This window comes from Alteromonas ulvae (assembly GCF_048987005.1).
In the GTDB taxonomy this organism is placed as follows: Bacteria; Pseudomonadota; Gammaproteobacteria; order Enterobacterales; family Alteromonadaceae; genus Alteromonas.
On sequence record NZ_CP185261.1, the window covers coordinates 1189548 to 1213551 of the forward strand.

The window sequence follows — 24004 nt, forward strand, 5'->3', positions numbered from 1 at the left end:
CGCATGTCGTTTGATGTTGACGAGGAAATACTACAGGACTTTCTGGTTGAAGCTGGAGAGATACTTGAACAATTACAAGAACAGCTCGTTGATCTTGAGAACAATCCTGAAGATGCGAATTTGCTTAACGCAATTTTTCGCGGATATCATACTGTTAAAGGTGGGGCGGGATTTTTATCGCTTACCGAGTTAGTTGAAATTTGTCATGGCGCGGAAAATGTGTTCGATGTCATGAGAAACGGCCAGCGCACGCTCACGCCCGAATTAATGGATATTATTTTGCAGGCCACAGATGTGGTAGTAGATATGTTCGAGCGGGTAAAATCCCAACAGCCGTTGGAGCCTGCTGACGCTAAACTTGTAGATACCCTCCACAAGCTGAGTAAACCTGAGTCCGCGGACGAAAATATTTTTGACAGTGATGAATCTGTTCAAGCAGTGAATCCTGAGATTGCCTCTGAACCTGAATTAGATATCGTAGATGAAGCACCTGCGCCGTCAAGCTCTGGTGGTGATATTGATGAAATCAGCGAAGATGAATTCGAGGCATTACTCGATGAGCTTCACGGTTCTTCTGCTCCTGGGAAATCGCCCTCTGGCCAGTCTTCTACAAATACCAAAAACGAAGTGAAATCGCCTGCTGCGTCAGTCTCTGATGTCTCCTCGGGTAATGCCGAAGATATTACCGACGATGAGTTTGAAGCACTGCTTGATGACCTGCATGGAAAAGGTAAGTTTAGCACAGCCGAAGGTACTACAGCGCCAAGCCAGCCATCTTCACAGGTTTCCTCTCTCTCTGGGGATGAAGAGATTACTGATGATGAATTTGAAGCGCTGCTAGATCAACTTCACGGTTCAGGGCAAGGCCCAACCGTTCAAAGCGCCCCAGTGACAAAAGCACCCGAGCCTAATGTTGATAAAGCAGCTACCGAGGCTATTCAAAAAGCAAAGCAGTCTGCACCAGCAGCTCCTGCCGTTTCAACACCTAGCAAGGCTGCTCCTGAACCTGCTGCGTCTGCGAGTAAAGACGCTGGTAAGAAAGATGAGAAAAGAGCTTCGTCTAGTTCGCCACCAGCTGAAACTACCGTTCGTGTTGATACTAAACGTCTTGACCAAATAATGAATATGGTTGGCGAACTGGTACTTGTGCGCAATAGGTTAATCAGCCTTGGTATAAGCACAAACGATGAAAGCATGTCTAAAGCGATAGCAAATTTAGATGTGGTAACCGGTGACCTGCAAGGCGCGGTGATGAAAACGCGCATGCAGCCAATTAAGAAAGTGTTTGGTCGTTTCCCTAGGGTTGTAAGAGATTTAGCACGAAGCCTCAAAAAAGAGATTACTCTCGAGCTTGAGGGAGAAGAGACAGATTTAGATAAAAACCTAGTGGAAGCACTCGCCGATCCGCTTGTTCACTTAGTGAGAAATTCTGTCGACCACGGTGTTGAAATGCCAGATGAGCGTGCAGCCGCTGGAAAACCGAGGATGGGGATGGTTAAGCTATCTGCATCGCAGGAAGGCGACCACATCTTACTTACCATCGAGGATGATGGTAAGGGGATGGATCCTGAAAAATTAAAAGAAATAGCGATTAATCGAGGCGTATTAGATGCTGACGCGGCGGCGCGTATGTCAGATGTTGAAGCCTTTAACCTTATCTTTGCTCCTGGCTTTTCTACAAAAACAGAGATAAGCGATATTTCTGGCCGTGGCGTTGGCATGGACGTGGTTAAAACCAAAATAAATCAGCTAAATGGTACAGTAAATATAGATTCTCAACTTGGTAAAGGTACCCGGTTAGAAATTAAAGTTCCACTTACCTTAGCGATCTTGCCAACACTAATGATTATCATCGGTAAGCAAACGTTCGCATTACCACTGGGCTCTGTGAGTGAAATAATCAACATGGACATCAAAAAGACCAACACGGTCGATGGACAGCTAACCATGATAGTTCGCTCTAAAGCCATACCTTTGTTTTTCCTTGGTGACTGGCTGATAAGAGGGCCTAAATCTATCGAGAGAGATAAAGGGCATGTGGTGGTGGTGCAAGTGGGCACTCGACAAGTTGGTTTCGTTGTCGATGCACTAATAGGGCAAGAAGAAGTGGTGATTAAGCCACTGGATGCGCTGTTACAAGGCACGCCAGGAATGGCTGGCGCAACAATAACCTCAGACGGTGGTATTGCGTTGATTTTAGATATTCCAAGTCTTCTGAAGCGATATGCTCGAAAGGCATGATAAGCTGACTTACAAACAATAGGAAAAGTAATCCATGGTCTTTAAAGTCCTGGTCGTGGACGACTCAACGTTTTATCGTCGTCGAGTGAGAGAAATTCTCGATGAAGATAGGGAGTTAGAGGTTGTAGGTGAAGCTAGAAACGGAAGAGATGCCCTTGATAAAATTAAAGAGCTCTCTCCTGATGTCATTACGATGGACGTTGAAATGCCCGTTATGGATGGCATTTCAGCGGTTAAAGCTATCATGGAGACCAAGCCAATCCCTATTTTGATGTTTTCATCGCTTACCCACCACGGGGCGCAAGCAACATTGGATGCATTAGAAGCAGGTGCGCTCGATTTTCTACCAAAGAAATTTGAAGATATAGCGAAAGATCGAAAAGATGCGACTCGGCTTCTTTGCACTAAAGTTCGCTTAATTGCGCGCAGAGGTATAGGTCTTAAGCGTCCCTCGTTTAGATCTGAGGAGACTCGAAGATTACCTCCTAATGCGCCGAAACAAGGATTTTTCAAAACGTCAGGTTTGCTCTCCGGTCATAAAGATGCCGCAAAGCAACCTACGGTTTCTTCGGTCAAAGCAACAGGGAAAAGGTATAAATGCCTAGCTATTGGTGCATCAACTGGTGGTCCGGTAGCTTTGCAAAAAGTGCTTATGCCTTTACCTTCAGATTTTCCTTACCCAATCATCTTAGTGCAGCATATGCCCGGTACTTTCACTACAGCGTTTGCGCAGCGTTTAGATGCTAATTGCAAAATAAGTGTAAAAGAGGCGGAGCACGGGGATATATTGATGCCCGGTCGTGCCTATTTGGCCCCTGGGGGGAGACAGATGCTTATCGAAACAGTGGGCGCTCAAAAAAAGATTGCTATTGTCGATGCTAGCAGTGCGGACAAGGTCAACTACAAGCCCAGTGTTGATCTTACCTTTAGCTCCTTAGAACGAGCTTTTTCTGGCGATGTATTGGGAATAATTTTAACGGGTATGGGAGCCGACGGACGAGAAGGCTGCAGAAAGTTAAAAGATAAAGGCGCTACAATTTGGGCGCAGGATCAAGATTCCTGTGTGGTATACGGTATGCCCCAAGCCGTTGCCGTAGCAAATATATCGACGCAAAATATTAATGTGGATGATATGAGCAGCTGCATTATGACCGAAATGCGCTAGTGGTTTAAACGTGTAGTGGATTTTATGTCGTGAAGGTATGGACAGTAGCAAATCAAAAAGGTGGAGTGGGTAAAACTACTACCACCGTAAGTTTAGGTGGTTTGCTTGCTCAGCAGGGTAAGCGCGTTTTACTTATTGATACGGATCCTCACTCTTCATTAAGCTACTATTTTGGTATCGATGCTGAAGCGCTAAGTCATTCGGTTTACGATATTTTTATCAAGTCTGCCAGTTTAACGGCCGATAACGTTCTAGATTGTCTGTGTCCAACCAAAATAGATAATCTCTATGTGCTACCAGCAACAATGGCACTTGCTACGCTTGATAGAACTATGGGTAGTGAGCAGGGCATGGGTTTAGTGCTAAAAAAAGCGTTAGCAACAGTAGACAAGGAATTTGATGTGGCCATTATCGACTGCCCTCCCGTTTTGGGAGTATTGATGGTGAACGCATTGGCAGCGTGCGATAAAGTTATTGTACCTACACAAACCGAATACCTGGCGTTAAAAGGTTTAGATAGAATGGTACGTACAATGGAAATAATGGGGCGCTCATTGGGAAAACGTTTCGACACCTGTATTATTCCAACCATGTTTGATAAAAGAACAAATGCGGCGCTTGCATCGCGCAAACGCTTGATGAGCGATTATGGTGATCGTGTTTGGGATGGGGTTATTCCCGTTGATACGCATTTTAGAGATGCAAGCTTGGTGCAACTGCCCATTTCCGCAGCCTATCCGAAAACACGTGGTGTAGCAGCCTACGGTAGACTGCTAGAAGTGCTGGGGAAATAATGAGCGATGAGTAAGCAGTCTCCGTTTGCACGTGAAGACGTGATGGAAGCGTATTTAGATGGTTTGCTGAAAGAGCCTTCAGAGACCGATGACGCAACTGCTCGGGCAGCAAAGCTGCTAGAGCAAGCATCTCATCACATTACTGAGGAACAGTTGGTCAAAGACAAGCTGCCTCAAGATAGTGATGTTATTGATACTAAGTTATTTGAATCTGAGCATGATCTTCTTGAGCATGGTGTTTCTGAACTTAGCGGGTTAAGCGAGCTCATTAGTGCTAAAGACAATCGTCAATTGGCAGGGAGCGCAGATACTCTCGACTCCAGTGTTGTAATGCCAAGCGTTATAACATCGGATGAACTGGAAATAAGAGATTCTGCAGTTACTGACAAGCGCGGTGTTGAAGGTGCTGCAGCTGCAAAAACGAAGGTTGCATTACAAGATAGCTTAGACTTTCGTTTTCAGGCGTTATTTTTTGAAGTGGCAGGATTAACCCTTGCCGTTCCATTGACGACCCTAGGTGGAATTCACCAAATAGACAAAATTGCGCCACTTTTTGGAAAACCTGACTGGTTTATGGGTGTAATGTTGCACAGAGAGTCTAAACTAAGTGTAGTTGACTCAGCAAAGTGGGTAATGCCAGAAAAATATACCGAGGAACTCGCTGAATCTCTTAACTATCGATACATGATTATGTTGGGAGAAAGCGAATGGGGGTTAGCGAGTGAAAAGCTAGTTAACACCGTTAATTTAACAAAAGATGATGTCAAATGGCGCGGATCCACTGGTAAACGTCCTTGGTTAGCGGGGATGGTTAAAGAAAAGATGTGTGCATTAATTGACGTTGAAGAATTAATATCTATGCTTAACAAAGGCTTAGGCAGCAACGACCAGACGCCATAGTACGGGAGCCAGGTTCATGAGCGACGAAAAGATGAAAAATAACGGCACTGACAGCAACGATGAAGTCCTTCAGTGGGTGACATATCGCCTAGGTGATGAAACATACGGTATTAATGTAATGCAGGTACAAGAAGTATTGCGTTATACCGAAATAGCGCCGGTGCCCGGTGCGCCTGACTATGTGTTAGGAATAATAAACCTGCGTGGTAACGTTGTTACGGTTATCGATACGCGAGCACGCTTTGGTTTACCTCCTACCGAAGTTACCGACAATACGCGTATTGTTATCATAGAGTCTGATGAACAAGTCGTTGGCATACTCGTCGATAGCGTCGCTGAAGTGGTGTATCTGAAGTCGTCTGAAATTGATAGTGCGCCAAACGTAGGTACTGAAGAAAGTGCTAAGTTTATCCAAGGCGTAAGCAATCGCGATGGCGAGCTTCTTATCTTAGTCGATTTGAACAAGTTGCTAAGCGATGAAGAGTGGGACGAGCTAAGTAGTATTTAGTGAGTAGGCTTTAGTAAGTACTATGTAGTGAAAGCAGAGTTGATGGCACGTGTGCCGTCAGCTTCCCCTTGTATTCCTGTTTCATTTAGGTGTGTAGCATATGGACTTGCAGCTTGCTGCTCTGTCACTGGTTGAATGTATACTCGCGGTAATCAGTCTTTTACTCATTATCGCCGTTATGGTGCTTCATACAAAACTTCGCAAAACAATCGAATTGTTGGAAAACCTCACCGTCAGGGTTTCAACAGAGTTGTCGAATATAGCTGTTCAGGTTAACGATGCTAACAATCAGCAATCTGAAATGCAGGCAAGAAGCGTTGTTATTAGCAAGCATTTACAGCGTATTGATGAAAAGCAGCAAGACGTGGACAACCAACTTCGAGAGCTAAAATTTCAAGATCCATCTTTGAAGCTATACCAACGTGCTGCTGATTTAGTCAAACAAGGCGCAACAATAGAGGAGATCATTGAAACCTGCGATATTCCTCGTGCCGAAGCCGAGATGCTAGTGATGGTGCACAAGTCGAGAGGCTAATTGTTTATAGCCGCTACCTATCCTAACTACTTTCCTTAACTTGTCGTTGTCTCAATGGAAACTGACACCTTATCTCTTCTTTCATATGCATTTAAGCGCACTTTCTCTTCGTTTTTAACTCTCATCTCACCTTTCGTTTAGACGTCTAGACGTAAAGATGTTGACATATTCACAGTATTCGCCACAATACGACTATCGTTTTTTTGACTGGAGTTATTTATGCCAATCCGTATCCCTGTGCAACTTCCTGCTCAGAATGTCTTGTTAGGTGAAAACATATTCACTATGGATATGGATAGGGCGGCAAGTCAGGAAATTCGTCCACTTGAGGTAGGTATTCTTAATTTAATGCCTAATAAGATTGAGACTGAAATTCAGCTGCTGAGGTTGTTGTCAAATACGCCATTGCAAATTAATGTGGATTTTATCCGTATCGACAATCAAGCTCCTAAAAATACTCCCCAATCTCACATGGATGCTTTTTATCATGAGTTTTCCAGTGTAGCGAATAAAAAGTACGACGGACTAATCGTAACAGGCGCTCCCTTAGCGTTACTTGATTATGAAGATGTTAAGTACTGGGATACTATGAAAACGATTTTGGAGTGGGCCCAGCGTCATGTTAATTCAACACTATACTTGTGTTGGGCTGCTCATGCGGCCATGTACCATTTCTATGGGGTGACGCGTGAGATTCGAGACGAAAAGTTTTCAGGGGTTTACCAGCACAACGTAAACGATCCGAACAATGAATTACTGCGCGGATTTGACTCGCCATTCGCAGCACCACACTCTCGCTATGGTCACATAGACACATCACTTTATAATAGTGTGGAAGGTCTCAATGTGGTGGCTGAGTCAGAAGAAGTAGGCGCTTACATCGTAGCATCTGAAGATAAGCGCATGGTATTTGTGACTGGACATCCGGAGTACGAGCCCGACACACTCAAAGATGAATACATCCGCGATCTCCAGTCTGGACAGCACCCTGCATTGCCGAAAAACTATTTTACTGATAACGATCCCAATAAACCGCCGCTGGTACAGTGGCGCTCTCATGGGAGTCTATTGTTTACAAACTGGCTAAACTACTATGTTTATCAAACCACACCATACGACTTGAGTCAGTTAGCTGAGAAACCACAGCCAAAGAGGTAACGCGTGAGTAACGATTTTGATTCGAAAGCACGAACTAGCTTAGCACGTGCCGCCAAAGAGAGAATTTTAATTCTTGATGGGGCCATGGGCACAATGATCCAACGCCATAAATTAGAAGAGGCAGACTATCGCGGCGATCAATTTGCCGATTGGCATTGTGATGTTCAAGGAAACAATGATCTTCTTGTATTAACTCAGCCCGCCCTTATTTACCAAATCCACTGCGATTACTTAGACGCGGGGGCGGATATTATTGAAACAAACACCTTTAATGCAACAACCATCGCCATGGCCGATTATGACATGGAGGCCACATCTCGTGATATTAATGTGGCCGCTGCAAAACTTGCCAAAAAAGCAGCGAATGAATACAGCATAAAGACACCGGATAAGCCTCGTTTTGTTGCTGGCGTGCTTGGGCCTACTAATCGTACCGCCTCAATATCTCCAGATGTAAATGATCCGGGCAAACGAAACGTTACCTTTGACGAACTCGTTGAGGCTTATAGCGAGTCTACTGAAGCACTGATTGAAGGTGGCGCAGACTTAATCATGCTTGAGACAATTTTTGACACGCTGAATGCCAAAGCTGCTGCTTTTGCGGTTGAACAAACCTTTGAAAAAATGGGTACGACTTTGCCTGTTATGGTATCCGGGACTATCACAGATGCATCTGGGCGAACGCTCTCAGGTCAAACTGCCGAGGCGTTTTACTACTCCATGCGTCATATCAACCCATTTTCTTTCGGATTAAACTGCGCGCTCGGCCCGGATCTTTTGCGTCAATACGTGGACGAGGTTGCTGCCATTTCGGAGTGTTTGATTTCAGCACACCCCAATGCGGGGCTGCCCAATGAATTCGGTGAGTATGATATGGAAGGGCCGGAAATGGCCGAGCATATTAAAGAGTGGGCGGAATCTGGTTTGGTCAATATTGTAGGAGGCTGTTGCGGGAGCACGCCAGAACATATTAGCGATATTGCCAACGCTGTAGCCGGTATAAAGCCTCGCCAAGTGCCCGCATTTGCACCTAAAATGCGTCTGTCAGGCCTAGAGCCATTTGTACACTAGGAGGGCAATGTGAGCACAGATTTTTCTACATTTATTAATATTGGTGAACGAACCAACGTAACCGGATCCGCGCGTTTCAAAAGACTCATTTTAGAAGGTGACTATGAAGCGGCCCTCGATGTTGCTCGTCAGCAGGTCGAGAACGGTGCCCAAATCATCGATATCAACATGGATGAGGCGATGCTCGATTCAGAGCAGGCAATGGTGACGTTTTTAAACCTTATTGCGTCCGAGCCAGATATTAGCCGAGTGCCTATCATGATTGACTCCTCGAAGTGGGACGTCATTGAGGCTGGGCTAAAATGTGTACAGGGCAAAGCCATTGTTAATTCTATAAGCCTTAAAGAAGGCGAAGCGCTTTTTATTGCTCAGGCGAAAAAAATTAAGCGATATGGCGCTGCAACCGTTGTAATGGCGTTTGATGAAAAAGGCCAAGCGGATACACAAAAGCGAAAAGTCGAAATTTGTCAGCGAAGCTACAAAGTGCTAACAGAGCAAGTTGGCTTTCCTCCTGAAGATATTATTTTTGACCCAAATATTTTTGCCGTTGCAACCGGTATTGAAGAGCATGATAATTATGCGGTGGACTTTATTGAGGCAACACGAGTTATTCGTGAAACCTGTCCTCACGCACATATCTCCGGTGGTCTTTCGAATATTTCATTTTCGTTTCGAGGCAATAATCCTGTCCGTGAAGCCATGCATTCTGTTTTCCTTTTCCACGCTATTCGAGCGGGCATGGATATGGCGATTGTGAATGCCGGACAGCTCGAGGTATATGATGAAATCCCCCAAGCTCTCCGCGAAGCAGTGGAAGACGTCATTTTAAATCGACGCAGTGATGGTACAGAGCGTTTACTTGATATTGCGCCACAATTTCAAGGGGATGGAAAGGCTGCAGCGAAAGAAGATCTTACTTGGCGTGAGCAAAGTGTCAATAAACGGTTAGAGCATGCCTTAATAAAGGGGATCACCGATTATATTATTGACGACACCGAAGAAGCGCGTCTACAAGCTGACCGTCCGCTACACGTTATTGAAGGCCCACTAATGGATGGGATGAATGTAGTCGGAGATTTATTTGGTGAAGGTAAGATGTTTTTACCTCAGGTGGTTAAATCTGCTCGAGTGATGAAAAAAGCCGTAGCTCACCTGCAGCCGTATATTGAAGCTGAAAAGTCTGACGATAATAAAAGTAACGGTAAAATACTGTTGGCTACCGTAAAAGGTGATGTTCACGATATCGGAAAAAATATTGTTGGTGTAGTTTTACAGTGTAATAACTTTGAAGTTATCGATATGGGCGTGATGGTGCCTGCGGCAAATATCCTTAAAAAAGCAAAAGAAGAGAATGTGGATATGATTGGCCTTTCCGGTCTTATTACTCCCTCTCTCGATGAAATGGTGTACGTGGCCAAAGAGATGGAGCGTCAAGGCTTTGATATGCCTCTTCTTATTGGTGGAGCAACCACATCGAAAGCGCATACCGCAGTAAAAATAGAACAGCATTACCACTCGCCCGTGGCCTACGTACCTAATGCAAGTCGAGCAGTAGGCGTGTGTCAGAAGTTGTTGAACAAAGGCTCGCGAGATATATACGCAAAAGAATTGGCGAAGGAATACGATACGGTGCGCGAGCAACATGCTCGTAAGAAGCCCCGTAGTAAGCCCGTTTCCCTTGAAGCGGCGCGCGACAATGGTTGTAAAGTCAATTTTGCTGAGGTTCCTGTGAAGCCTGCACAGCTTGGTGTGACCCCCGTGACTGCAGACTTGGCCACACTGCGAGAGTACATCGATTGGACCCCTTTCTTTTTAACTTGGTCGTTGGCAGGGAAATACCCGAGAATTCTTAACGATGAAGTTGTTGGTGAGGAAGCGACGTCATTGTTTGCTGATGCCAATGCGATGTTAGATAAAATTATTGCCGATGGCTCACTCAAAGCCAAAGGCGTGATAGGCTTATTTCCGGCTAATAGAGTGAGCGACGATATTGAAGTTTATTCTGACGAGAGCCGTTCGTCAGTACGAGGAGTTGCACACCATTTGCGTCAGCAAACCCAAAAAGACAAGTTTGCCAACTACTGTCTTGCAGACTTTGTTGCTGAAAAGCAAAGCGGTATTGCCGATTATATTGGCGCGTTTGCAGTCACTGGCGGCATAGGTGAAGATAGCCTTGCAGAGACGTATATTAAGGCGGGCGATGATTATAATGGCATCATGGTGAAAGCGGTAGCCGATCGTTTAGCCGAGGCATTCGCAGAATATCTTCATAAGCAGGTACGTCTTAAATATTGGGGTTATGCCCCGCATGAAACTTTAAGTAATGAAGAGCTCATCAGAGAGAAATATCAAGGTATTCGACCGGCGCCAGGTTATGCGGCGTGTCCAGAGCATACTGAGAAACAGCTTATTTGGGATTTGTTATCTGCTGAAGAACACACTGGCATGAGGCTTACTGAGAGTTATGCCATGTGGCCTGGCGCGTCTGTATCGGGATGGTACTTTGCTCATCCAGAGGCGAAGTATTTTGCAGTGGCAAAAATTCAAGCTGACCAAGTAGAAGATTACGCCAAGCGCAAAAACTGGACACTGGAAGAGGCCGAGAAATGGCTTGGGCCAAATTTGAGTGATTAGATCAATCTTTCAGCAGTATTCTTAAAGCCGATTTATTGATGAGCTAAGGCCCTTTAGGCTTCCCGCTTATTTGAATAGTAAGACTGCTGACGTGTAACATGCGGTGACGCTAAGAAGAACGACACAGAATTCTGTTGGATGAAAAAATCACGATTTGTGAAATATCCCGCGAAATGGAAGTTACAATACTCATGGAAAAACCATTTAGCCAAGCCTGTGAAAACAACAAGCGCCCTATTTTAGCTATTTTAGAAAGGGCGTTTGCCGATACCCAACAAGTGCTTGAAATTGGCAGTGGTTCAGGGCAGCATGCATCTTATTTCGCTGCTCATTTGCCTCATTTAGTATGGCACACCAGTGATCAATATCAGTACCACGATGGTATAAACGCGTGGGTGAGTGAGTCTTCACTTCCCAATCTTGTTTCGCCTATTGAATTCAAAGTGGGTGCGGACCCGTTTCCCTTGTTACCTTTTGATGGGGTGTTTTCCGCTAATACCGCTCATATTATGCAAAAGCATGAGGTAAAACTGCTGATGGAGTTAGTAACGCAAAAATTGCCTGTAGGCGGCACATTTTGTCAATATGGCCCTTTCACACAAACAGGCGTGTTCTCATCTCAAAGTAATGCTGAATTTCATCAATCTTTATTAGAGCGCGGGTATGGCGGCTACAGAGATATTGATGAACTCAACGCTTGGGCTCAGCAACTTACATTGAAGGAAATGATAACCATGCCTGCTAATAATCTTATGTTAGTGTGGACGAAAGCGTAACAGCGCAGGGGGGAAGACCAGCACTGCAACAGAGGGGCTTTTGAATTCTGCCTATTAATCGAATTGGACGAGAAAACCCCGTAAACAGAGCGTAGCGAAGTCGCGAGTACTTCATTTTCTTTTTCTTCAGTAGAAAAAATGTAATTACGTCACAAAGGCATCAGTTCTGGTGCTGCACATTTTTTAAAACAAGCTATCAAGGAACAATATGTCATTTTCAGTTAACCACTATTTTAATAACAAAGTAACCTCCATTGCATTTGATTCTGCAAATGGTCCCTGCACATCAGGCGTTATGTCGGTGGGGGAGTATACGTTTGATACGTCAAAAAAAGAGCTGATGAAAGTCGTTGAGGGTGAGCTAACGGTAAAATTACCCGGCAGTGATGATTGGCAATCTTTTCCTAGCGGCACAGAGTTTAACGTAGATGCTAACGTATCATTTGACGTAAAAGTGACATCACCAACGGCTTATCTTTGCTTTTACAGCTAATTAAGTAACACTGCTTAATGCCAAGAGACAACTGTTACCAACAGCGTGAAGTCACTACTTCGTGCTGTTGGTTTTTAATCCCTGCGCCATTGCCATCTCAACGAAACTATCAATAAATCCCATCGTGTCAGTATGCTTTCTATGCCCCACGAATAAGGTTTTTGTTAACCCTTTTTCGCCAAGAGGGCGACAGCACAGTAATTCACTTTCTTTCGACTCATCCACTAGCCATTTAGGCAGTGCAGTTACCCCTCTTCCTGCTGCTACCATTTGCAGAATAATCTCAGTAGTCTCTATGGTTTTGTGACTTTTAACCGATGCATTGGCCGGAGTTAAAAATTGAGAGAATATGTCCAATCTGCTGTTTTCTACAGGGTAAGAAATGAGCGTTTCCTGAGCGAGATCCCGAGGCGATATAAACGCCTTCGACGCCAAGTCGTGTGCACTGTGCATAACGAGAACCTGTTCGTAGCTAAATACGGGTGTGTAAGTAATCGCGTCTAAGTGCAGGGGATCGGGAGTAATAAGGACATCAATGTCGTAACCATGGAGAGCCTGCAAGCCACCAAATGAAAACGCCCGACGTACATCTACATCTACGTCAGGAAATCTTTTTAGAAAAGGCGCGACTATTTTTAATAGCCATTCGAAACAGGGATAACATTCCATCCCAATACGCAATGTGCCTTGTTTGCCCTCGGCAAATCGACGAAGTTGCGCTTCGGTATGCTCAAATTGAGGTAGTATACGCTGTGCAAGACCAAGTAAACTTTCGCCTGCTTGGGTCAAAAATAATCGCCGACCTTCTTTCTGCCACAGCGGAACATCAAACTCATGTTCAAGCTTTTTCATGGCATGACTTAGGGCCGACTGGGTTAAATACAAAGATTTTGCAGCCTGTGTCATCGTGCCATGCTTATGCAGTGCATGGACAATACGAAGGTGTTGTCTATCAATCATTCAATAAAGTCCTAATCACACATGCTTACTGCGTCTGCTAGTCTCGCCTCGATAATCCGCTTTAAAATTATGGATATCTCTCGAAATGTTTGTCTGCTTGGCGAGGTATTTCGCCATGCTAGTGAATGCTGTCTTTCAATAGGCATATCTGCAATTTCACAAACATGCAGTGCTTCAGGTTTGTGCAGCTCCGAGTGAATATAGAGGCCAGGTAAAAATGCCACTCCCATTCCCATAACAACCATTTGCCGCAACGTATCTAAGCTTGTTCCCTCATAGTCACGCTGTAAATCTGCACCTATATTTTCACATATTCGCTGTACTTGATGATGGAAATGGTGTCTATCTTCAAGCGTAAGCACTTTTTCACCACTGATATCCTGTGGGTGCACGAATGCTTTGCCGGATAGGAAGTGATCAGAAGGCGTGACAAATTTGAGCGGTTCTTTGAAAAGAGGATAGGTAATTAATTGAGAGTTTTCTGTCGAAAGTGGCGACAAAATGAGGTCATATTCTCCCCGTATTAAACCGTGCTGTAGATCATCAGGAGAGGCTTCCCTTACGTAAAACCTCAAACCCGGTTTAAGTTTGTGCAAGTCAGGTAGCACAAACGGAAGTAGGTAAGGGCCTAATGTAGGGGGAATGCCAAGACGATACGTAATGATTTCCCCTTTAGACAGATCTCTAGCCATTTCAGTAAAGCGCTGAGTAGACTGCAATACCTCCTCTGCACTTGCTAATAAAGCCTTACCTTGCGGTGAAAGCAGTGTTCCAGTGCGGGAGCGCTCAAAAAGCGTTAAGTTGAGAGTGTCTTCTAACGCATTTATTTGGCTAGTCAACGTGGGTTGGCTTATACATAGTGCGTTTGCTGCCTCTCGAAAATTGAGATATTTAGCAACAGCTACAAAGTAGCGTACCTGGTTAAACGAAGGGGCCTTGCCGTCTAATCGCATGCTGATATTTCCTACTTTCGGCTATGTTCATCATTAAAAAATGATGCTATTGATAGTATTTCGTTATCACGAAATACTATATTAAGCTATTAGCCTATCAGTTAACACTAGTGTTCTATTTTATTCATCTTATAGTTAGGATTAAGTTATGAAACATGTTTTTTCAGGTGTTGCCAAGTTTCAGAAGGAAGTGTATCCAAACAAAAAAGCGACATTTCAAAAGTTAGCCACTGGTCAAAACCCAGAGGTGCTTTTCATTACGTGTTCAGATTCTCGCATAGATCCGAACTTAGTCACACAAACAGAGCCCGGCGAACTATTTATTTGTCGTAATGCGGGCAATATTGTTCCACCTCACAGCAACCAAACGGGTGGCATGACGGCGTCTATTGAATTTGCGGTTGCTGCGTTGGGTGTTTCTCATATTGTTGTTTGCGGGCACACAGACTGCGGCGCAATGAAAGGGGCAATTAGCCCTGAAGGCCTCGACTCTCTTCCTCACGTAAAAGAATGGCTAGGTCACTGCCGTGTGGCTACTGACGTAGTGAAAGAGCGCTGCGGTCACGATAAATTGTCAATTGATGATTTGGAGGCCGTAACAAAAGAAAATGTACTTCAACAAATACAGCATCTTCGTACCCATCCTACCGTAGCAGCAAAACTCGCTACAGGTAAAATACAGTTGCATGGATGGGTTTATAACATAGAGAGTGGTTCAGTGCTTTGTTGGGACGAATTAAGCGGTGAATTTTCTGAGGTGGGTTCCGTTGAAAACAATCAAAGTAAAGTTGGAGAGAAGTAACTTCAATGATGAAAGAACTTAGTTTTAAAGATATAAAAGATGATTTGCCCGCTAGTATTGTTGTATTCTTTGTAGCGCTCCCCTTATGCTTGGGTATAGCTCTCGCTTCTGGAGCCCCACTATTTTCTGGTATCATCGCCGGTATAGTGGGGGGGATTGTCGTTGGCTTTTTAAGCGGGTCGAAATTAGGTGTAAGCGGCCCAGCGGCTGGACTAGCGGTTATTGTCTTCGATGGTATAAGTGCGCTTGGGGGTTGGGAGATATTTCTTTGTGCTGTTGTCTTGTCAGGGATTATTCAACTCGCCCTAGGTTTCTTTCGCGCAGGTTTTGTAGCGTATTTCATACCAACATCTGTTATTACAGGTATGTTAGCCGGTATAGGTCTGTTAATCGTCCTGAAACAAATTCCCTACTTGTTTGGCTGGCATTCAGATTTTCTTGGCGAAGAGGCGTTTCAACAAGTCAACGGTGAAAACACCATAACTGCAATTGTCCATGCATTTTCACTAATGTCTCTGCCAGCTTTAGCCATATCGATGGGGTCATTGTTCTTACTTGTAATATGGGAGAAATACCTTTCACCTGCACATAAGATATTTCGATTGATACAGGGACCTATCGCTGTTGTGTTAATTGGAATAGTTATTTCGATGGTATTAAACAGAATGGGCGTGCCTCTACAGCCTGACCAACTCGTCTCACTCCCTGTTATCGATAGTCTCGACAGTTTTAGCAAAGAAATGTCTTTCCCAGACTTTTCACAGATGCTAAGGCTTGACGTAATTACGCTCGCAATTGTAATGGCTGCGGTTGCTAGTATTGAGACATTACTCTGTGTTGAAGCCACTGATAAGCTAGATCCCAATAAGAGCATCACACCTACCAACCGAGAATTGAAAGCGCAGGGTGTTGGCAATATTGTTTCTGGACTAATTGGTGGCTTACCAATCACGCAGGTAATTGTACGAAGCTCTGCAAATATAGCGTTTGGTGGAAAGACGAAACTCTCAACAATACTCCATGGCTTATTTTTGTTAGTGTCGGTTGTCTCTATAGCTAAACTAATGAACTATATCCCGCTCGCTTCTCTTGCTGCGATTCTTATTGTGGTTGGTTATAAGTTGATGAAACCAGCAACGTTCAAAGTAATGTATAAAAATGGTTTTGAGCAATTTGTCCCTTTTATTACGACGATCGTTGTCATGGTGGTTACTGATCTTCTAACCGGTGTTATCGCAGGTTTTGTGTTAAGCATATTTTATACGCTTAAACATAGTTATAGGAACTCCTATCAATTCAAAGAAATTGTTAATAATGAAAATGGTCAGGAGACTCATTATATTACAATGGCAGAGGAAGTTTCCTTTTTTAATAAACCTAGTATTATCAAGAAGTTAGACTCGATCCCGTCGAATACGAATGTAGTCATCGACTTCTCAAAATCTAAGTCAGTAGCTTATGACGTCAAGGAAGCCATTAATAACTATCTTGCCAATGCAAAATCGAAAAACATAGAGGTTGAAACTATCAATTTCAAAAATTGACATTTACATTGAATACTGGTGATTTTGTGTAAGGTATGCGCTGCCGACAATTAGAAACAGCGTATTCGTTTCCAGCTTCCTCTTATCGATGTTTACATAAAGCCCCCTGCTCGCCACGAGTAAGGGGCTTTATTCCTTGACAAGGAGGAATTACATCAACTTCGATATATTCATCATAAGCGCTTAAAAAGCAACTTAGCACAAGGCTATCGTCAGCTTTTATGATAAGTCCATTGAGATAAGCTGCTGCATCAACCTCTGCGCTTATCGACGGGTATTGGTTTTGCTGTTCTATGGGGAGTGTGGGTGATTCTTTGTTGATCCTGCTGTCCGAATTGAGTAATACGTAAGAGACTTATTGGCCCAGCATAAAAGGTCTTAAGTCTACTAGAGCAGATCAGATCCCCCGATAAAAGGGCATCATACGACAGTAAGATGCCCTTTTTATTATCTAGGTGAGACGATTACCAAATACGCACGCGCTCATCTGGAGCTAGGTATAAAGCGTCGCCAGGTTGAACGTCAAACGCTTCATACCACGCATCATGGTTGCGAGGTGCTTGTGCACGGAAGCGTCCTGGTGCATGCGTACCGGCACGAAGCTGGTTTAACATGCTTTGTTCGGTACGCTTTTCTTTCCATACTTGAGCCCAAGCTAGAAAGAAACGCTGGTCGCCTGTTAGGCCGTCAATCACTGGTGCTTCTTCGCCGTTTAGACTTAGTTTATAAGCGTGATAGGCCATAGCAAGACCACCAACATCACCAATGTTTTCACCTAGGCTGTTACGACCGTTTACGAAGTTGCCTTCAATGGGCTCGTACTTACTGTATTGAGCAGCTAGGGCATCTGCTTTTTCTTCGAACGCCGCGCGATCTTCGTCGGTCCACCAGTTAGTTTGAATACCGTTGGCATCAGATTTTGAGCCCTGGTCATCAAAACCGTGTCCCATCTCATGACCAATAACAGCACCAATTGCGCCGTAGTTAACGGCAGGATCTGCATTTGGGTCAAAGAATGGTGGTTGAAGGATTGCCGCAGGGAAAACAATTTCGTTGAACGAACTGTTGTAATACGCATTGACTCGCTGAGGTGTCATACCCCAACGCTCACGATCCGTCTTCTCAAGTTCTCGCGCTACTGATTCAGCGTGAAAGAATTCGCGTAAGTTGCGTACGTTACCGATAAGGTCGTTTTCGGTTATTTCAACTCCTTCGAAAGACTGCCACTCGTCTGGATAGCCAATCTTTGGTCTAAATGCCATTAGTTTTTCTTTGGCATTAACCTTAGTTTCTTTGCCCATCCAATCAAGGGAATCTATACGCTCACCTAATGCAGCACGAAGGTTTTCAACAAGGTCAGCCATTTGTGTTTTTGAGCTTTCTGGGAAATACTCGTCTACGTAAATTTTACCAATAGCGAAACCAAGGGACTCAGTTCCAGACATTTGACTTAATGCACGCTTCCAACGTGGCCGCGGCTCTTGTTGACCGTTAAGTGTACGACCATAAAAATCGAAATTTGCCATGTACACATCTTCTGCAAGCATATCTGCATTGTTAGAAATAGTGTGGTATTTCAAATAAGATTTCCAGTCATCTAGCGCAACTTGGTTTATCAGTTTAATCACATCTTTTACAGGTTGAGGCTGGGAAATATTTAGTTCTGGTACCTTGTAACCTAACTGTGCGAAATAGATATCCCAGTCAAAACCAGGATAAGTATCAGAGAGTTCACTTCGTTCAATTTGATTCAGTGTAAGGTCTCGGTCACGACGTTTTTCACGGGGCCATTGCACTTGCGCTAATTGCGTTTCAAGGGCCAAAATGTCAGCCGCTTTTGAGCCCGCATCGTCAATACCTGCGAGTGTAAGCATTTCTTCAATGTGAGCAACGTAAGCTTCACGAATTTTTACGAAACGTTCACTATCGCTTAGGTAGTAGTCGCGATCGGGAAGACCAATACCGCCAACGCCAACACTTAACTGGTATTCATTCGGGTCGAGACGGTTGTACCACATTCCGCCACCAATAGGCGTGCTGTAACCGTACAGCCAGCTTTTACCGAAAGCTACGGTTAGGTCTTTAGTGCTTTCTATATTATCAATGTCACTCAATACATCACTAATAGGAGATAATCCTTTTTTATTGATAGTCTCTGTGTCCATGAAAGCTACATAGAAATCTCTGACTAACTTTTCATCAGCGTTAAGCGTATCCTTTTCTGCAAGGCCATCGATGATGCTTTTCACCTGTTCTTCGCTGCGTTCAGCTAAGCCAGTAAACGCGCCGTAGCGTGTTTTATCAGCAGGGAGTTCATAGTTGTCATACCATGTACCACTTGCATACATAAAGAAATCGTCACCGGGCTTAACTGCTTCATTTCGTGCAGAAAGATCAACACCAAACGAGCCAAGTTCTGCTTCGGCTTTCGCTTCAGCTGGCTCTGCTTTGGTCATTTGTTCTTTGACCTGTTCTGGTTGATTACAACCAGCGAGGCCAAGAGATGCCGCAATCGCTACGGCAAGAAGTTTACATTTCATATGGATTCTCATTTTAGTTTTATGTGTCGTCGTTAGGATGAATGACACTTTTTGTTTTTAAAGTAGGCACGAATTCCTCATTAAAAGGTAAAGCATTCTGTGCCTGATTAAAATAGTGGGTGATATGTTCGTTTTCTTGCTGTAAAAAATTTGCAACAGCATCGTGAAAAGCAAACTCAAACAGCTGGTGTTTGGATTGACAGTAAATGGGCTCAAACCCTCGTAATATTTTATGTTCGCCTTGTGTGCCCGGATTGAAGTGAGTGAGCTTATTATTGATCGCAAATTCGATACCTTCAAAATAACAGCATGCAAAGTGCAGGCTATCAATAGCTTTTAGTGCTCCCCAATAGCGTCCATATAGGCCAGATTCGTCGTGGAAAAATAGAGCGCTAGCTACCGGGCTTCCGTGTTCTAATGCGGTAACAATAAGCAGGCGTTCACTCATGGTAGACACAAGGGCCTCAAAAAATGCGTTATTGAGATAGCCAAGGTGTCCACTGCGCTTTAAATAAGTAGATTGATAGCACTTAACGAAAAAAGCGAGTCTATCTGGGGTAATGTCGCTTCCGGTGTAGTGAGAAAATTGGATGCCGTTTTCAACTAGCTTTTTTCGCGTTTTGCTTATTGATCTGCGCTTTCTCGAGGTGAGCGCATTCAGAAAGTCATCAAAGCGGCTATAGCCATAATTGTGCCACTGAAATTGAACACTGTGCCGAGTTAAATAGTGGTGTTCTTTAGTAAGGGTATTGTTTTCGTTTTCTGAAACGAACAGCCAATGCAATGACGATAGATGCTCTTTATATTTTAATTGGCACTGCGCTCTTAGGGTATCTGCAATTTCCGCTAATAGAGCAGGGGAGCACGTTAAATCTTCTTTTATTAGTAACCGTTTGCCTGTTACCGGAGTGAAAGGTACGGCACATATCCACTTGGGGTAGTAGTCTATACCGTGTTGATGATAAGCATTTGCCCATGCATGGTCGAACACATACTCGCCATAACTGTGTGTTTTAAGATAGCCAGGAATAGCGATAATAGTTTGGCCTTCATGCTCTACCGTTACGTGAAACGGGCGCCATCCCGACTCTTCACCACAACATTGTGATGCTTCCAACGCATGTAAAAACTCATATTGGATAAATGGGCCTGCACTCCGGGCAAGCGCGTTCCATTGCGCTTTAGAAATACTCGCTATGCTATCGTGTATTATTACTTTTTCATTCATAAAATCTTATAAGGTTTACCAAGCGCTAGTCGTGCGAATCTTTTAATATTAAGGCTAGACTGCTGTTGTTATTACGAAATAAAATATGACTTCAATAACAGAGCGTGGTGACCTTGGCTGCACAATTCTCGCTGCACAGTGAATACTGTGAAGCAAAGATTAAAGCGTATTAGTCCGGTCGCATCACGCGGGCCGTAATTTATAATGGAAATATTTACGGTAAATAGTAACAAGTAGGGTCATAAAAATGTCAGAGTTTGACCGAAAGATCATTATCGACGCGATTACCCGCATGCTGGCACGACGAGAGCATAGCTACAGTGAAATAGTGCGTAAACTTGCGCAAAAAGGCATTGAAAACGACACGTTTTTGCCTGTCTTAGATGCGTTTCGTGAGGCTGATATTCAAAGCGACCATCGATTTGCACAAAGCAGGGCACGGGCCCTGTATTTGAAGGGCAAGGGCCCGAGAGTCATCAAGCTAGACCTGCAACAATACGGTGTTAATGACGGTGATGTTCGAGAAGCTTTTGAGCAATTAGAGGCGGATTGGTTTGAAAGTGCTAAGGCGGCGAAGGTGAAAAAATTTGGCGCCTTGTTTGAGACAGACTTCACCTTACGTCAAAAACAAAAGCGCTTTCTACAATACCGAGGGTTTTACCAAGAACATATTGATTATGCGGTAAGCAACGAGTGATTATGCGGTAATTAACGAGTGATTTTACTCTCAACCTTATTTTCGCAGCAGTTTTGATGATTTTTAGTAAAAAATTGCCGTCTGCGTGCCACCCTTGGGCTTAACAGAAAACCACTATTCGTGCTATTGTTGCGCAGAATTGTGCGAGTTTGTCGCCCCGTGACGTGGATATCACACTGTTCACTTTTTTACTCGATTTTTTACTTGGCTTTTATACGTGCTATTCCTTACTAAGGGTGTGTGGGTATTTTGAGCAAACGCTTCGAGTAAACGCTTTGCACCGTCTCATTAATGTATAAAGGAAGTTAGGTTTTCAATGACAATATCAACTGCTGACTTACGCAACAAGTTCAAAGATTATTTCAAAAGTCATGGCCATCACGCCGTGGCTAGCTCGTCACTGGTACCTGCAGATGATCCAACGCTTCTTTTTACTAACGCAGGCATGAATCAGTTTAAAGATACGCTATTAGGCGTAGACAAGCGCAGTTATTCTCGTGCGGTATCTTCTCAGCGCTGTGTGCGGGCAGGTGGTAAACACAACGATTTAGAAAACGTAGGTTATACCGCTCGTCATCACACATTCTTTGAAATGCTGGGTAACTTCAGCTTTGGTGACTACTTTAAAAAAGAAGCCATTGAGTTTGCATGGAACTTTTTAACAAAAGAAGTAGGCCTTCCCGCAGAGAAGTTGCTGGTTACTGTGTATTCTGAGGATGATGAAGCCTTTGATATTTGGGAAAATCACATTGGTGTTCCTAAAGAGAAAATTATTCGCATAAGCACCTCTGATAACTTTTGGTCTATGGGTGATACGGGGCCTTGTGGTCCATGCTCTGAAATTTTTTACGACCATGGCGCTCATATCTGGGGCGGTCCTCCTGGTACCCCAGAAGAAGACGGCGACCGTTTCATTGAAATATGGAACCTAGTATTCATGCAGTACAACAAGCAGGCTGATGGCAGTATGGAGCCCTTACCTGCACCCTCTATCGATACCGGTATGGGACTTGAGCGTATTTCTGCCATTTTGCAAAACGTGCACAGCAACTACGAAATCGATTTATTTCAAAATCTTATCAAGTCAGCGGCGTCAATTGTCGGTACCGATGATTTAGAGAATAAATCGTTGCGAGTGATTGCCGACCATATCCGTTCGTGCAGCTTTTTAATTTGTGATGGTGTTATGCCGTCTAACGAGGGTCGCGGCTATGTACTTCGTCGTATTATCCGCCGTGCCGTTCGCCATGGCTATAAACTCGGCGCTGATGACATCTTTTTCTACAAGCTGGTAGCGTCATTAGCCAAGGAGATGGGCGAAGCATATCCAGAGTTAGTTGAGCAAAAGCCGGTGGTAGAAAAAGTACTTCGCGTGGAAGAAGAGCAATTTAGTAAGACACTTGCCCGCGGGATGGCAATGCTTAATGAGACGCTCGAAACACTAAAAGGCGATACTATACCAGGCGATGTTGTGTTTAAGCTTTACGACACCTATGGATTTCCTGTTGATCTTACCAACGATGTCGCAAGAGAACATGAGCTTAAAATTGACGAGGAAGGTTTTGAGTTAGCTATGCAAGAGCAGCGAACAAGAGCCCAACAAGCGAGTAATTTTGGCACCGACTACAACAATAGACTTGTGGTTGAACAGGAAACCGCCTTTACGGGTTACACCGAAGTTGACGGCAGTGCAACGGTTGTTGAGCTAATTGCTAATAATGAATTCGTTGCCACTTTAGAAGATGGCCAAGAAGGTGTTGTGGTGCTAAACAGCACGCCGTTTTATGCGGAAAGCGGTGGTCAATCTGGTGATAAAGGCATACTAAGCGTAGCCGGTGGTGAATTCGTTGTATCAGACACTCAAAAGATGGGGAAAGCATTCGCTCATAGAGGGGTTGCTAAAGGCACAGTGAAAAAAGGTGATACAGCCACAGCATCTATTGATGTAGCCAACAGAGAGGCGATTAAAAAGAACCACAGTGCGACTCACTTATTACACGCCGCTCTTCGCGAGATACTGGGCGAGCACGTAACCCAAAAGGGCTCTTTGGTTGAGGCACCTCGCTTGCGCTTTGACTTCTCTCACTTTGAAGCCGTGACGTCACAGCAAATTGCGCAAATAGAGCGTCGAGTCAATGAACAAATCAGAGCAAACCATGCCTTATCCACAGAGTTAATGGAGCTTGAAGACGCTAAAGCTTCTGGAGCGATGGCTTTATTCGGCGAAAAATACGACGAAAAAGTGCGTGTTGTAAAAATGGGGCCGTTCTCTGTAGAACTGTGCGGCGGTACTCACGTTACGAGAACCGGTGATATAGGTTTGCTTAAAATCATCAGTGAGACAGGTATTGCATCGGGCGTACGTCGTTTAGAAGCAGTAACCGGCGAGGAGGCTTTACGTGTAATGCAAAGCCAGCAAGCTACGCTTGCGTCGCTCTCGGCAATGTTGAAAACAGACAGCGCAAATGTGGTGGAAAGAGTAGCAACATTACAAAATCATACTAAAGAGTTAGAAAAAGCACTCACTGCGGCTAAACAAAAACTGGCAAGTCAGCAAGGTGCTGACATGCTAAGTAATACATTAGAGATCAATGGCGTAAAAGTGCTAGTCGCTAATCTAGAAGGTGTAGAAGCTAAATCATTGCGCTCAATGATGGATGATATAAAGAACCGAATCGGCGAAGGCATCGTAGTATTAGGTGTAGCAAATGATTCAAAAGTTAATCTTATTGTAGGTGTTACCAAAAACCTTACTAATCAGGTGAAGGCAGGTGAGCTTGTCAATTTTATTGCCTCACAAGTTGGCGGTAAAGGTGGCGGTAGACCTGACATGGCTCAGGCAGGCGGAGATAAACCTGAAAATCTCAATCAGGCGCTAGATTCGGTTAACGCTTGGTTACAAGATAAGCTATAATGATGAGTGCATATAACAGTGAGTTTTTGAAGTGACACAGAAACAGGGAATCACTGCGCTTTCGCTGGGTCGTGCCGGCGAGTTAGCAAAT

Annotated in this window: 19 protein-coding genes; 15 read left to right on the top strand and 4 right to left on the bottom strand. The window is 44.2% G+C overall.

Annotation, left to right across the window (positions count from 1 at the left end; genetic code table 11):
- Nucleotides 1–3: 3 nt before the first annotated feature.
- The 11 genes from ACOJR9_RS05230 to ACOJR9_RS05280 all read left to right on the top strand — a co-directional run bounded on the left by ACOJR9_RS05230 (nucleotide 4) and on the right by ACOJR9_RS05280 (nucleotide 12275).
- A complete protein-coding gene (locus ACOJR9_RS05230) occupies nucleotides 4–2241 on the top strand; it encodes a chemotaxis protein CheA (protein ID WP_420935303.1) in 2238 nt (745 codons plus the stop codon).
- Nucleotides 2242–2275: 34 nt separating this feature from the next.
- On the top strand, nucleotides 2276–3406 hold the full coding sequence (locus tag ACOJR9_RS05235) for a protein-glutamate methylesterase/protein-glutamine glutaminase (RefSeq protein ID WP_420935304.1): 1131 nt from the start codon (nucleotides 2276–2278) through the stop codon (nucleotides 3404–3406).
- 29 nt (nucleotides 3407–3435) lie between these two features.
- Nucleotides 3436–4200, top strand: a complete 765-nt coding sequence (locus ACOJR9_RS05240; RefSeq protein WP_420935305.1) for a ParA family protein — start codon at nucleotides 3436–3438, stop codon at nucleotides 4198–4200.
- Nucleotides 4201–4206: 6 nt separating this feature from the next.
- Nucleotides 4207–5100, top strand: a complete 894-nt coding sequence (locus ACOJR9_RS05245) for a chemotaxis protein CheW (protein WP_420935306.1) — start codon at nucleotides 4207–4209, stop codon at nucleotides 5098–5100.
- Between the two features lie 16 nt (nucleotides 5101–5116).
- Nucleotides 5117–5608, top strand: a complete 492-nt coding sequence (locus ACOJR9_RS05250) for a chemotaxis protein CheW (RefSeq protein ID WP_032094424.1) — start codon at nucleotides 5117–5119, stop codon at nucleotides 5606–5608.
- A 100-nt stretch (nucleotides 5609–5708) separates the two neighbouring features.
- The gene (locus ACOJR9_RS05255) at nucleotides 5709–6143 is read left to right on the top strand and encodes a DUF2802 domain-containing protein (protein ID WP_420935307.1); all 435 of its coding nucleotides are present in this window, start codon (nucleotides 5709–5711) and stop codon (nucleotides 6141–6143) included.
- Nucleotides 6144–6362: 219 nt separating this feature from the next.
- Entirely contained in the window at nucleotides 6363–7301 is a 939-nt protein-coding gene (gene metA, locus ACOJR9_RS05260) for a homoserine O-succinyltransferase MetA (protein WP_420935308.1), read from the top strand.
- 3 nt (nucleotides 7302–7304) lie between these two features.
- Nucleotides 7305–8372, top strand: a complete 1068-nt coding sequence (locus ACOJR9_RS05265; RefSeq protein ID WP_420935309.1) for a homocysteine S-methyltransferase family protein — start codon at nucleotides 7305–7307, stop codon at nucleotides 8370–8372.
- 9 nt (nucleotides 8373–8381) lie between these two features.
- Nucleotides 8382–11006 carry a methionine synthase gene (metH, locus tag ACOJR9_RS05270; RefSeq protein ID WP_420935310.1) on the top strand — a complete coding sequence of 875 codons (2625 nt, stop codon included), beginning with the start codon at nucleotides 8382–8384 and terminating at the stop codon, nucleotides 11004–11006.
- Nucleotides 11007–11191: 185 nt separating this feature from the next.
- Nucleotides 11192–11782, top strand: a complete 591-nt coding sequence (locus ACOJR9_RS05275; RefSeq protein ID WP_420936057.1) for a DUF938 domain-containing protein — start codon at nucleotides 11192–11194, stop codon at nucleotides 11780–11782.
- Between the two features lie 208 nt (nucleotides 11783–11990).
- Nucleotides 11991–12275: a pyrimidine/purine nucleoside phosphorylase gene (locus tag ACOJR9_RS05280; RefSeq protein ID WP_420935311.1), complete on the top strand. Its 285-nt coding sequence runs from the start codon at nucleotides 11991–11993 to the stop codon at nucleotides 12273–12275.
- Nucleotides 12276–12329: 54 nt separating this feature from the next.
- On the opposite strand, the gene ACOJR9_RS05285 is transcribed toward ACOJR9_RS05280, so the two are convergent.
- Nucleotides 12330–13235, bottom strand: a complete 906-nt coding sequence (locus ACOJR9_RS05285) for a LysR family transcriptional regulator (RefSeq protein WP_420935312.1) — start codon at nucleotides 13233–13235, stop codon at nucleotides 12330–12332.
- Nucleotides 13236–13246: 11 nt separating this feature from the next.
- The gene (locus ACOJR9_RS05290; RefSeq protein WP_420935313.1) at nucleotides 13247–14188 is read right to left on the bottom strand and encodes a hydrogen peroxide-inducible genes activator; all 942 of its coding nucleotides are present in this window, start codon (nucleotides 14186–14188) and stop codon (nucleotides 13247–13249) included.
- A 148-nt stretch (nucleotides 14189–14336) separates the two neighbouring features.
- Here ACOJR9_RS05290 and ACOJR9_RS05295 point away from each other — a divergent pair, with 148 nt between their 5' ends.
- Both ACOJR9_RS05295 and ACOJR9_RS05300 read left to right on the top strand, forming a co-directional pair.
- Entirely contained in the window at nucleotides 14337–14990 is a 654-nt protein-coding gene (locus tag ACOJR9_RS05295) for a carbonic anhydrase (RefSeq protein WP_420935314.1), read from the top strand.
- 5 nt (nucleotides 14991–14995) lie between these two features.
- On the top strand, nucleotides 14996–16534 hold the full coding sequence (locus ACOJR9_RS05300; protein WP_420935315.1) for a SulP family inorganic anion transporter: 1539 nt from the start codon (nucleotides 14996–14998) through the stop codon (nucleotides 16532–16534).
- Nucleotides 16535–16998: 464 nt separating this feature from the next.
- Here the strand turns inward: ACOJR9_RS05300 and ACOJR9_RS05305 are convergent, their stop codons facing one another.
- Both ACOJR9_RS05305 and ACOJR9_RS05310 read right to left on the bottom strand, forming a co-directional pair.
- A complete protein-coding gene (locus ACOJR9_RS05305; RefSeq protein WP_420935316.1) occupies nucleotides 16999–19074 on the bottom strand; it encodes a M13 family metallopeptidase in 2076 nt (691 codons plus the stop codon).
- A 19-nt stretch (nucleotides 19075–19093) separates the two neighbouring features.
- Nucleotides 19094–20302, bottom strand: a complete 1209-nt coding sequence (locus ACOJR9_RS05310) for a GNAT family N-acetyltransferase (RefSeq protein ID WP_420935317.1) — start codon at nucleotides 20300–20302, stop codon at nucleotides 19094–19096.
- Between the two features lie 247 nt (nucleotides 20303–20549).
- On the opposite strand from ACOJR9_RS05310, the gene ACOJR9_RS05315 reads away from it, so the two are divergent.
- Together ACOJR9_RS05315 and alaS are read left to right on the top strand one after the other, a co-directional pair.
- Entirely contained in the window at nucleotides 20550–20999 is a 450-nt protein-coding gene (locus tag ACOJR9_RS05315) for a regulatory protein RecX (protein ID WP_420935318.1), read from the top strand.
- A 316-nt stretch (nucleotides 21000–21315) separates the two neighbouring features.
- Nucleotides 21316–23913 carry an alanine--tRNA ligase gene (gene alaS, locus ACOJR9_RS05320; RefSeq protein ID WP_420935319.1) on the top strand — a complete coding sequence of 866 codons (2598 nt, stop codon included), beginning with the start codon at nucleotides 21316–21318 and terminating at the stop codon, nucleotides 23911–23913.
- Nucleotides 23914–24004: the final 91 nt, after the last annotated feature.

Excerpts from the sequence above, each read along its gene's own strand:
- ACOJR9_RS05230 (WP_420935303.1), top strand. The coding sequence starts at position 4 with ATGTCGTTTGATGTTGACGAGGAAATACTACAGGACTTTCTGGTTGAA.
- ACOJR9_RS05235 (WP_420935304.1), top strand. The coding sequence starts at position 2,276 with ATGGTCTTTAAAGTCCTGGTCGTGGACGACTCAACGTTTTATCGTCGT.
- ACOJR9_RS05245 (WP_420935306.1), top strand. The coding sequence starts at position 4,207 with ATGAGTAAGCAGTCTCCGTTTGCACGTGAAGACGTGATGGAAGCGTAT.
- ACOJR9_RS05250 (WP_032094424.1), top strand. The coding sequence starts at position 5,117 with ATGAGCGACGAAAAGATGAAAAATAACGGCACTGACAGCAACGATGAA.
- ACOJR9_RS05255 (WP_420935307.1), top strand. The coding sequence starts at position 5,709 with ATGGACTTGCAGCTTGCTGCTCTGTCACTGGTTGAATGTATACTCGCG.
- metA (WP_420935308.1), top strand. The coding sequence starts at position 6,363 with ATGCCAATCCGTATCCCTGTGCAACTTCCTGCTCAGAATGTCTTGTTA.
- ACOJR9_RS05280 (WP_420935311.1), top strand. The coding sequence starts at position 11,991 with ATGTCATTTTCAGTTAACCACTATTTTAATAACAAAGTAACCTCCATT.
- ACOJR9_RS05285 (WP_420935312.1), bottom strand. The coding sequence starts at position 13,235 with ATGATTGATAGACAACACCTTCGTATTGTCCATGCACTGCATAAGCAT.
- ACOJR9_RS05290 (WP_420935313.1), bottom strand. The coding sequence starts at position 14,188 with ATGCGATTAGACGGCAAGGCCCCTTCGTTTAACCAGGTACGCTACTTT.
- ACOJR9_RS05295 (WP_420935314.1), top strand. The coding sequence starts at position 14,337 with ATGAAACATGTTTTTTCAGGTGTTGCCAAGTTTCAGAAGGAAGTGTAT.
- ACOJR9_RS05300 (WP_420935315.1), top strand. The coding sequence starts at position 14,996 with ATGATGAAAGAACTTAGTTTTAAAGATATAAAAGATGATTTGCCCGCT.
- ACOJR9_RS05305 (WP_420935316.1), bottom strand. The coding sequence starts at position 19,074 with ATGAAATGTAAACTTCTTGCCGTAGCGATTGCGGCATCTCTTGGCCTC.
- ACOJR9_RS05310 (WP_420935317.1), bottom strand. The coding sequence starts at position 20,302 with ATGAATGAAAAAGTAATAATACACGATAGCATAGCGAGTATTTCTAAA.
- ACOJR9_RS05315 (WP_420935318.1), top strand. The coding sequence starts at position 20,550 with ATGTCAGAGTTTGACCGAAAGATCATTATCGACGCGATTACCCGCATG.
- alaS (WP_420935319.1), top strand. The coding sequence starts at position 21,316 with ATGACAATATCAACTGCTGACTTACGCAACAAGTTCAAAGATTATTTC.